This is a genomic window from Streptomyces sp. NPDC054840, from assembly GCF_053611065.1.
The window spans coordinates 1-9,853 of the sequence record NZ_JBSGZP010000240.1 but is presented as its reverse complement, the minus strand read 5'-3'; the positions used below and the strand labels follow the sequence as shown (position 1 = coordinate 9,853).

General features: G+C 68.8%; 9 protein-coding genes and 1 tRNA gene. 7 read left to right on the top strand and 3 right to left on the bottom strand.

The features are described from left to right. Together ACWGIU_RS18695 and ACWGIU_RS18690 are read left to right on the top strand one after the other, a co-directional pair. The coding region (locus tag ACWGIU_RS18695; protein WP_453707140.1) for a pyridoxal phosphate-dependent decarboxylase family protein at positions 1 to 1,329 on the top strand (1,329 nt) is incomplete at its 5' end. After that, entirely contained in the window at positions 1,326 to 2,735 is a 1,410-nt protein-coding gene (locus ACWGIU_RS18690) for a lysine N(6)-hydroxylase/L-ornithine N(5)-oxygenase family protein (RefSeq protein ID WP_453707138.1), read from the top strand. The genes ACWGIU_RS18695 and ACWGIU_RS18690, both read left to right, overlap by 4 nt. A 156-nt stretch (positions 2,736 to 2,891) precedes the next feature. Here the strand turns inward: ACWGIU_RS18690 and ACWGIU_RS18685 are convergent, their stop codons facing one another. Then, the gene (locus ACWGIU_RS18685) at positions 2,892 to 4,700 is read right to left on the bottom strand and encodes a bifunctional metallophosphatase/5'-nucleotidase (RefSeq protein ID WP_453707136.1); all 1,809 of its coding nucleotides are present in this window, start codon (positions 4,698 to 4,700) and stop codon (positions 2,892 to 2,894) included. Positions 4,701 to 4,827: 127 nt separating this feature from the next. Between ACWGIU_RS18685 and ACWGIU_RS18680 the strand changes: the two genes are divergently transcribed. From ACWGIU_RS18680 to ACWGIU_RS18665, 4 genes are all read left to right on the top strand, one after another. Beyond that, positions 4,828 to 5,529, top strand: a complete 702-nt coding sequence (locus ACWGIU_RS18680) for an SIMPL domain-containing protein (RefSeq protein WP_453707135.1) — start codon at positions 4,828 to 4,830, stop codon at positions 5,527 to 5,529. Between the two features lie 146 nt (positions 5,530 to 5,675). After that, positions 5,676 to 7,103, top strand: coding sequence for a pyruvate kinase (gene pyk / locus ACWGIU_RS18675; protein WP_453707133.1), 1,428 nt, complete (start codon positions 5,676 to 5,678; stop codon positions 7,101 to 7,103). Positions 7,104 to 7,244: 141 nt separating this feature from the next. After that, a complete protein-coding gene (locus ACWGIU_RS18670; protein WP_453707131.1) occupies positions 7,245 to 7,592 on the top strand; it encodes a hypothetical protein in 348 nt (115 codons plus the stop codon). Then, positions 7,589 to 8,134 carry a hypothetical protein gene (locus ACWGIU_RS18665; RefSeq protein ID WP_453707129.1) on the top strand — a complete coding sequence of 182 codons (546 nt, stop codon included), beginning with the start codon at positions 7,589 to 7,591 and terminating at the stop codon, positions 8,132 to 8,134. Before ACWGIU_RS18670 ends, ACWGIU_RS18665 begins: the two co-directional genes overlap by 4 nt. On the opposite strand, the gene ACWGIU_RS18660 is transcribed toward ACWGIU_RS18665, so the two are convergent. Then, positions 8,131 to 8,841 (bottom strand): helix-turn-helix domain-containing protein, encoded by a 711-nt coding sequence (locus tag ACWGIU_RS18660; RefSeq protein ID WP_453707127.1) that lies wholly within the window; start codon positions 8,839 to 8,841, stop codon positions 8,131 to 8,133. The genes ACWGIU_RS18665 and ACWGIU_RS18660 overlap by 4 nt on opposite strands. Positions 8,842 to 9,007: 166 nt before the next feature. After that, a tRNA-Leu gene (locus ACWGIU_RS18655) sits at positions 9,008 to 9,080 on the bottom strand. Between the two features lie 99 nt (positions 9,081 to 9,179). On the opposite strand from ACWGIU_RS18655, the gene ACWGIU_RS18650 reads away from it, so the two are divergent. After that, positions 9,180 to 9,833 (top strand): ANTAR domain-containing response regulator, encoded by a 654-nt coding sequence (locus tag ACWGIU_RS18650; protein ID WP_030762326.1) that lies wholly within the window; start codon positions 9,180 to 9,182, stop codon positions 9,831 to 9,833. The last annotated feature ends 20 nt before the right edge of the window (positions 9,834 to 9,853 follow it).

Genomic DNA, 9,853 nt, shown 5'->3' with positions numbered 1-9,853 from the left:
GCCCGGCACCACCGCCCCCACCCCGCCGCGCCCCACCACCCCGCCCCGGCCCGCGGCCCCCTCCCCGCCGGCGGCCCCACCGCCGTCACCGCCCGCGTTCACGCCGCCCTCGGCGACGCCGGCGTACTCCCCGCCCACGGCACCGGCGCCCACGAAGCCCTCCGCACCCTCGTACACACCCTCGCCGCAGGCGCCGCCGACCCCGCCGACCCCCTCTGCGCCGCCCACCTGCACTGCCCCCCGCGCGCCGGCGCGGCCGCCGCCGCCCTCGCCGCCAGCGCCCTGAACCCCTCCCGCGACTCCTGGGACCCGGCCCCCGCCGCCTCCGCCCTCGAAGCCCTCCTCACCCGCACCCTCGCCGCCGAGTTCTACGCCACCCCCCACGCGGACGCCCTCGTCACCACCGGCGGCACCGAAGCCAACCAACTCGCCGTCCTCCTCGCCCGCGAACGCCACGGCCCCGCCCTCACCGTCCTCCACGGAGCCAACGCCCACCACTCGATCCCCCGCGCGGCCTGGCTCCTCGGCCTGCCCCCGGCCACCGAACTCCCCACCCCCGCCGGCACCCTCGACCCCGCCCGCCTCGCCGAGGCCCTCGCCACCACCCCCGGCCCCACCCTCGTCACCGCCACCGCAGGCACCACCGACGCCGGACTCATCGACCCCCTGACCCACATCGCCGACCTCTGCGACCACTACGGCGCCGACCTCCACATCGACGCCGCCTATGGCGGCCTCCTCGCCCTCAGCCCCCGCCACCGCGACACGGTCGCCGGACTCGGCCGCGCCCACTCCCTCACCATCGACCTGCACAAACTCGGCTGGCAGCCCGTCGCCGCAGGCCTCCTCGCCGTCCCCGACACCACCCTCCTCGCCCCCCTCGCCCACCAGGCCGACTACCTCAACGCCACCGACGACACCGACGCCGGCCTGCCCGACCTCCTCGGCCGCTCCCTACGCACCACCCGCCGCCCCGACGCCCTCAAGATCGCCACCACCCTCCGCGCCCTCGGCCGCGACGGCCTCGCCGCACTCATCGACCGCACCGTCGACACCGCACACCACCTCGCCCGACTCCTCGACGCCCACCCCGGCTTCGAACTCCACGCACCCCCCACCATCACCACCGTCCTCTTCCGGCCCACCCACGCCGACGACGACCACCTCGCCACCCTGCGCCGCACCCTCCTCGACCAAGGCCGCGCCGTCCTCGGCCGCACCCACGCCGACGGCCGCCTGTGGCTCAAAGCCACCCTGCTCAACCCGCACACCACAGCGGGGGACCTGGACCACCTCATCTCCCTCCTGGAAGGCAGCACCCACCGATGACCGCCCAGCTCGACACCCCCCACGACCTCGTCGGAATCGGGATCGGCCCCTTCAACCTGTCCCTCGCGGCCCTCGCCCACGGCCTGCCCCGACACGGCGCCGCCGAACTCGCCACCGCCTTCTACGACCAGCGCCGCGACTTCCGCTGGCACCCCGGCCTCCTCATCGAAGGCGCCACCCTCCAGGTCCCCTTCCTCGCCGACCTCGTCACCCTCGCCGACCCGGCCAGCCCCTGGAGCTTCCTCAGCTACCTCAAGCACAAGGAACGTCTCTTCCCGTTCTACTTCGCGGAGCAGTTCCACATCCACCGCGCCGAATACGACGCCTACTGCCGCTGGGTCGCCGGCCGCGTCCCCGGACTCCACTTCGGCCACCAGGTCGACGCCGTCCGCTGGAACCCCGAACGCGACCTCTTCGAAGTCGACTTCACCCAACTCGACGCCACCGGCGAAGCCGAAGCCCTCGGCCGCACCTACACCCGCAACCTCGCCCTCGGCATCGGCACCGCCCCCTACGTCCCCGAACCCCTGCGCCCCCTCGCCGACGCCCCCACCGTCCCGGTCATCCACTCCGCCGACTACCTCGACAACCGCCAACGCATCCTCGGCGCCGAACACGTCACCGTCATCGGATCAGGCCAGTCCGGTGCCGAAGTCTTCCTCGACCTCCTCCGCGCCCGCCCCATCGGCCGCGAACGCCTCACCTGGCTCGCCCGCACCCCCTCCTTCGCCCCCATGGAGTACTCCAAGCTCGGCCTCGAACACTTCACCCCCGACTACACCCGCTACTTCCACTCCCTCCCCGAACCCGTACGCGACCAGCTCGTCCCCGCCCAATGGCAACTCCACAAAGGCATCGACGCCGCCACCATCGCCGCCATCCACGCCGAGCTCTACCGCCGCACCCTCCACGGAGGCTGGCCCGACACCGTCCTCACCCCCGGAGTCAGCGTCCGCACCGCCGGCCGCGTCGCCACCACCAAGGTCGAACTCCACCTCGAACACACCGAGCAGGGCACCCGCTCCCGCCTCACCACCGACGCCGTCATCCTCGCCACCGGCTACCAGGAACGCCCCCTCGGCAGCCTCCTCGCAGGCCTCGACCCCTACCTGCGCAAGGACTCCTCCGGCCGCCCCCGCATCGACGACCGCTACCGGATGATCCTCGACCCCACCGTCACCGGCAGCATCTTCGTCCAGAACGGCGAACGCCACACCCACGGCGTCGGCGCCCCCGACCTCGGCCTCGCCGCCTGGCGCAGCGCCGCCATCCTCAACACCCTCACCGGCAAGGAGCCCTACCCCCAGCCGGCCCGCACCGCCTTCACCACCTTCGGCCTCGACCAGCGCGAACACACCCGCCCCCGCCCCGCCGGCGAACTCCTCCCGCTCGTCGAGTACCCGTAGAAACCACCCGAAACCACCCCCACCACCGGCAACCCCCTCCACGAATCCACCAGCGCTCGACATCGAGGAAACGTCTTTCCACGCCAAGGGCCCCCCGAACGCACACAGGGCCGGGACCCGCCGCCGCGGACCCGGCCCCCAAGGGGCGACCAGCGCCTAGAACACCGGGACCCCGGCCCGCGTCAGACGCCAGTCCACCGACGCGAACTGCGCCGGATCGACGGTCCCCTTCGCCTTCACCCACTGGATGATCGTGTTACGGATCTCGTCCGAGTTCGCCCACAGCTGCTTGGCCTGCGGAACATGCGGGAAGTTCCCCCCACCCGACGCCCGGTAGTTGTTCACCGCGAGCACGAACCGCGCCGCCGGATCCACCGGCTTCCCCTGGAACGACAACCCCGTGATCCGCGAACCCGCCGGCTGCGCGATGTCGATGTCGTACGCCAGCCCGTACACCGCGTCGTAGTTGTAGTCCGGAATGCTCTCCGCGTTCGTCAGCTTCGCCGGATCCACCACATCACCCGGCGCCGTCCGCACGAAGTACCGCGCCGAGTACTCCAGGTAGTCCTTCACCTGCGCACCCGTCAGCAGTCGCGCCTCCATCGTGTTCTCGAACGGATACAGACCCGCCGCGTCCCTGATCGTCACCTGACCCGCCGGGATCGCCGCCGTCCGCGAGAAGCACGACGCCTGCGACAGCACCGGCAGCGCCGCCCACTCCGAACCGGCCAACGCCCCCTTCACCGTCTCCGCCTGCACATGGTTGATCAGATCGATGATCGCGACGTCCTTGAACGCCCCCTCGGCCGACGACATCGCCTGCGTCGACGTACCGATCACCTGATTCACGTACGCCACGACCTTGCGGTGCTCGTCCGACAGCAGCCGCGTGATCTTCTCGTCCTCCGCGACCGTGTTCGAGTTCAGCACCTTCGCCGCGACCTTCGCCACCGACCAGCGGCCCTTCGCCCACGTCAGCTCGAAGTCGAACAGCGTCAGCCGCTGACCCCACTTCAGCGGCTCCGACAGCACCACGTCCTTGCCGGTCGCCTTGTTCTTCACCCGGTACTCGGGAATCTCCGTGTGCGCGTGCCCCACCAGGATCGCGTCGATCCCCGGCACCTGCTCCGCCACCAGCGCAGCCGCGTTCTCGATGTACGGCAACTGGTCCCCGTACGAGGACGTACCGCTCGAACCGGAATGCGCCGACACGATCACCACATCCGCACCCATCGACCGAAGCTTCGGCACGTACTTCGCCGCCTGCTCCTCCAGCCCCGGGAACGTCATCTTCCCCTGCACGTTCGCCTTGTCCCAGATCGCGATACCCGGGTTCGTCAGCCCCAGCACCGCCACCTTCACATCACGCCCGCACGGAGTCCGCAGACAGTGCATGCTGTACGGCGCGAACGCCGGCCGCAGCGTCCGCGCATCCAGCGCGTTCGCCCCCAGCAGCGGGAAATCGCACTGCTCCTCGAACTTCCGCAGCACCGGTATGCCGTAATTGAACTCGTGGTTCCCCAGCGCCGCCGCGTCATAACCGATCGCGTTCATCGCCTGCGCCATCGGGTGCACCGGACCCCGCCGCGCGGTGATCGGATCCACCTTCGCGTAGTAGTACGACAGCTGCGTGCCCTGGATCGTGTCACCCGCGTCGATCAGCAGCGTGTTACGCCGCCCCTTCTCCGCCCGCACCTGCTCCACCAGCGTGGAAATCTTCGCCAGACCGACGTCGTTGTGCGCCTTGTCGTCGAACTCCTTGTCCGTGAAGTAATCCCAGTTGAAGACATTCCCGTGCAAGTCGGTCGTACCCATCACCGTGAACGAGTACGTCCGCACCCCGGCACCGGACCCCTCCACCTCCCGCGGAACCGCCGCCGCCGGGGTGCTCGTGGCCCCCGCCAACGCCACAGCAGCACCCGTAGCAGCCGAAGTGCCCAGGAAAGTCCTACGGTCGAACGCCATACCATCTCCCTTTCGAGGCCTGAACAACGCGCGTAGATTCTGGCCCAGCAGTAACAAGCCGCAACACCCCCGCCAGGTTTCGATCCGATGACCACACCCGAACGAGCCACAGTGCGACAGTGAAACCATGACCCAGGACGCATCGCACCAGCCCTACGGAACCCCCGAAGTACCCCGCGTAGCGGTCCGCGGCGAAGCCCGCATCGAAGTCGACCCCGAGATCGCCCGCATCGGAATCACCGTCAGCGCCCGCGGCACCGACCGCCGCACCGCACTCGAAGACCTCACCCGCCGCAACAACACCGCCCTCGACCTCATCAAAAGCTACGGCGACCCCGTCGAAAAACTCGAAACCGGCGCCTTCTCCATCACCCCCGAACTCACCCGCCACGGCCGCGCCGAACGCATCCGCGCCTACCACGGCCGCGTCCACATCACCGCCGAACTCAGCGACTTCACCACCCTCGGCGAACTCACCACCCGACTCGCCGACCTCGAACTCACCCAGATCGACGGCCCCTGGTGGGCCCTGCGCCCCACCTCACCCGCCCACGGCCAAGCCCGCCGCCAAGCCGTACTCGAAGCCGTCCAGCGCGCCCGCGAATACGCCGAAGCCCTCGGCGCGCACCTCGCCGCCCTCGTCGAACTCGCCGACCTCGGCGCCGAGAACGCCGCCCCCTTCACCCCCGCCCCCGGCGCCGGCATGCGCACCATGGCCTTCAGCGCCGCCGACGACGCAGGCCCCCCGCCCCTCGACCTCGAACCCCAGCGCCAAACCGTCTACGCACAGGTGAACGCCCGATTCACCATGACCCCTCCACAACTCTGAAGAACCCACAAACGCCACCCCCGGGGGTGCTCATCAGAGCACCCCCACGCACATTCAACAGTTGTCAACAAGCATTTGCTCAACGGTTGTTGAGCGGACACCCGGAAGCGATTTCCTACCCGCAGGTAGGGGAATACGCTCGCCTCATGCGCCGAGCGAAAATCGTATGTACCCTGGGCCCCGCCACCGACTCATACGACCAGATCAAAGCCCTGGTCGAAGCCGGAATGGACATCGCCCGCCTCAACCTCAGCCACGGCACCACCGCCGAACACGAGGAGCGCTACCAGCGCGTACGCAAGGCCTCCGACGAGACCGGCCGCAGCGTCGGCATCCTCGCCGACCTTCAAGGCCCGAAGATTCGCCTCGGCCGCTTCCGCGAAGGACCCGTACTCCTTGAACGCGGTGACGACTTCACCATCACCGTCGAAGACCACCAAGGCGACCGCCACACCTGCGGCACCACCCACAAAGGCCTCGCCACCGACGTCACCACCGGCGAACTCATCCTCGTCGACGACGGCCGCGTCACCCTCGAAGTCACCGCGGTCGACGGACCCCGCGTCCACACCCGCGTCATCGAAGGCGGCATGGTCTCCGACCACAAAGGCCTCAACCTCCCCGGCGTAGCCGTCTCCGTCCCCGCCCTCTCCGAAAAAGACATCGAAGACCTCCGCTGGGCCCTGCGCACCGGCGCCGACGTCATCGCCCTCTCCTTCGTCCGCAGCGGCCACGACATCCAAGACGTCCACCGCATCATGGACGAAGAAGGCCGACGCCTCCCCGTCATCGCCAAGATCGAAAAGCCCCAGGCCGTCGAAAACATCGACGACATCGTCGCCGCCTTCGACGGCATCATGGTCGCCCGCGGCGACCTCGGCGTCGAAATGCCCCTCGAACAAGTCCCCATCGTCCAAAAGCGCGCCATCAAACTCGCCAAGCGCAACGCCAAACCCGTCATCGTCGCCACCCAAATGCTCGACTCGATGATCGACAACTCCCGCCCCACCCGCGCCGAAGCCAGCGACGTCGCCAACGCCATCATCGACGGCACCGACGCCGTCATGCTCTCCGGCGAAACCAGCGTCGGCAAATACCCCATCGAAACCGTCCGCACCATGTCCCGCATCGTCGAAGCCGCCGAAGAAGACATCCTCGCCAAAGGCCTCCCCCCACTCACCGACCGCAACAAACCCCGCACCCAAGGCGGAGCCGTCGCCCGCGCAGCCGCCGAAATGGGCGACTTCCTCGACGCCAAATTCCTCGTCGCCTTCACCCAGAGCGGCGACACCGTCCGCCGCCTCTCCCGCTACCGCTCACCCATCCCCCTCCTCGCCTTCACCCCCGACCCGGCCACCCGCTCCCAGCTCAACCTCACCTGGGGCGTCGAAACCTTCCTCGGACCCCACGTCGACTCCACCGACGCCATGGTCGCCCAGGTCGAAGAAGAACTCCTGCGCATCGGCCGCTGCGTACCCGGCGACACCGTCGTCATCACCGCCGGCTCACCCCCCGGCGTCACCGGCTCCACCAACCTCGTCCGCATCCACCACATCGGCGACGCCGTCCACTGACGCACCACCCGCACACGACGCACCGCGTCGGGCCACCACACCCCGCCCGACGCGGTCACCCGCAAGCGCCGAAATCACCTCGGGCCGCGCTCGTCGACCAATCCCTGACCTCGACCTCACCTGAGGTCATACGTTCGCGACATGACGGCCAGCGCGAACTCCCCGCAGCAGCTCGCCGCCCAGCCCATCGGCTACTGGGCCCCCCAAACCGCACACCTCATCATCGGCGGCCTCCGCACCGCCCTCGCCGAAGAACACCTCACCCAGCCCCACTGGTGGACCAACCGACCCGGCGAAACAGGCCGCCTCCGCGCCCACGCCCGCAACGCCAAGGTCCACGCGGCAACGCGGCAGGGCATCGATGACACCGCATACGCCGCCACGATCGACACCCTCCGCCGCATGGTCGCAACCTCGGCGGCAACGGCGATCGCCGTCACGCCATACTGGCCCCTCACGACGGACGCACACGGGGGACCGACCGGATGACCACGCAGCCGCCCCACGCACCGGACGCCGGACCCGAGCACGAGTGCCAACCCCGCCCAGGCACCTGCCACCTCCCGGACCCGTGGATGTGCGACGTCTTCTCCGTCGACGGAAGCCTCCGCGACATCACCGTCACAGGCACCGACGACACACACTGGAACCAGGTCCTGCGCCACCTCGGCACCGCCGCCGACCAGCTCACCTGGTACAGCGGCGCCGAGGGGGAGGACAGCGGCGGGAACGACGCCGGGGACCGGCTCGACGCACTGGAGGACGGCTACACGGCAACCCTCGGCGTCCGATACGGCCGCACCTGGTTCTCGGCCCATCTGCCGGTCGACGGGATCGAATTCTCCCTCTGGCCCGACAGCATCGAAGACGGGGCCCACGTCGCCGACGTACTGCGCTTCCTGACCGAACTGGGCACGGCATGCGGCCGCCCCGCCGTCCTCACCGCCGAAACCGTCACCGGCCACCACGAGCTGCCGCCCCTGATCACCTACGACCCGGCCACCAGGACCACCACCCACCCCTGCAGCTAGTACTTCGGGCCGATGTGGGCGTCCATGAGGGCGACGCAATCCTTCCGCGCGACGGACACGTTGAACGGATCACTGCCCCGCGCCAGCACCGTCCACCGGACCCCGACCTTGGTGAGCGTGTCCGTGCACAGCTTCCGGATGTCGTCGGACTTGTTGGTGAAGAAGTACCGCGGGTACTCGTAGCGCTTGCCGTTCCGGACGGTCCAGTTGGTGACCCGACACCCGTCGGAATGGATCAGCCCCCGCAGGAACGCCCACGGATGGGCATCGACGATCTCCTGCTGCCAGCCTTCGAGAACGATTCGCCGCTCGTGTTTCTTGCCAGGCCCGTGCTGCGGAAACAGGCATGTCCAGTGGGTCGAGTGGGACTGCACCTCGACGCATCCTTGTCGTTGCCGACGGCTCACCCGCGGGATCTGCATCACGAGATGCAGGGCCTCCTCGGCGGCGGCGATGAGACCCACCCAGGTGGCGTCGCAGAAGATGGAGAGGTGGTGCTGCTTGTACTTCGAGATGATGTGACCGTCGCCCAGATAGAGGCCGAGGAGATAGGCGTAGGCGGGCCGGTCGACGTCAAGGCCGGTGCACCTCGGACAGTCGGTGGGCGGCTCATAGGCCTCGCCCCGGCTCTTCCGGTCCTGGTGTCGCCACCAGCCGACGGTGCCGCGGGGCACGCCCAGACTCTCGGCCACCACCCGATTGGTCACGCCTCGGCGTAACAGCAGGACTGCTTCTTCGCGTATCGCGGGATTGTGCTCCACGACGCAGGAGCTTCGCTGTTGTTCGCCCGGTTGGTCGCAATTCGAAGTTTCGTTCACCGTGACGAGTGAAGATCGCAATAGTCGCTAGACGACCTTGAAATTGAAGGAGAAGTGCCCCGAGTCGGATTCGAACCGACGCTGAATGGGTTTTGAATCCATTGCCTCTGCCGCTGGGCTACCGGGGCCCCTTCGAAACGAAGGATACCTAAGACCCTCCGTGTCACAAACATACAGGAGCTAGGTAGGCTCGTGGGAGCTTAACCGCCTTGCACCGAGGAGCATCCGTGACCGCCGAGCACGAGTCGACGCCCACGCCCGACGCCGACCAGTCGCACGTTCCGCCGCTGACGACCCGGGTCGTCATCGCCGAGGACGAGGCGCTCATCCGTCTCGATCTCAAGGAGATGCTCGAAGAAGAGGGCTACTCCGTCGTCGGCGAGGCCGGTGACGGGCAGACGGCCGTCGAGCTCGCCCGTGAGCACCGCCCCGACCTGGTGATCCTCGACGTGAAGATGCCCGTCCTGGACGGGATCTCCGCGGCCGAGAAGATCGCGGAGGAGTCCATCGCGCCCGTGCTGATGCTCACCGCGTTCTCGCAGCGGGACCTCGTCGAGCGGGCCCGGGACGCCGGTGCGATGGCGTACCTGGTGAAGCCGTTCAGCAAGAGCGACGTGGTGCCGGCCATCGAGATGGCCGTGTCCCGCTTCGCGGAGCTGCGGGCGCTGGAGAAGGAGGTCGAGGACCTCTCGCAGCGGCTGGAGACGCGCAAGCTGGTGGACCGTGCGAAGAGCATTCTGCAGACGCAGTACGGGCTGACGGAGCCGGCCGCCTTCCGCTGGATCCAGAAGTCGTCCATGGACCGCCGGATGTCCATGCAGCAGGTCGCCGAGGTGGTCATCGAGGACGCCGAGGCGAAGAAGAAGGAGAGCGGGAAGTAGGTCCCGTCCCGGAACATGTG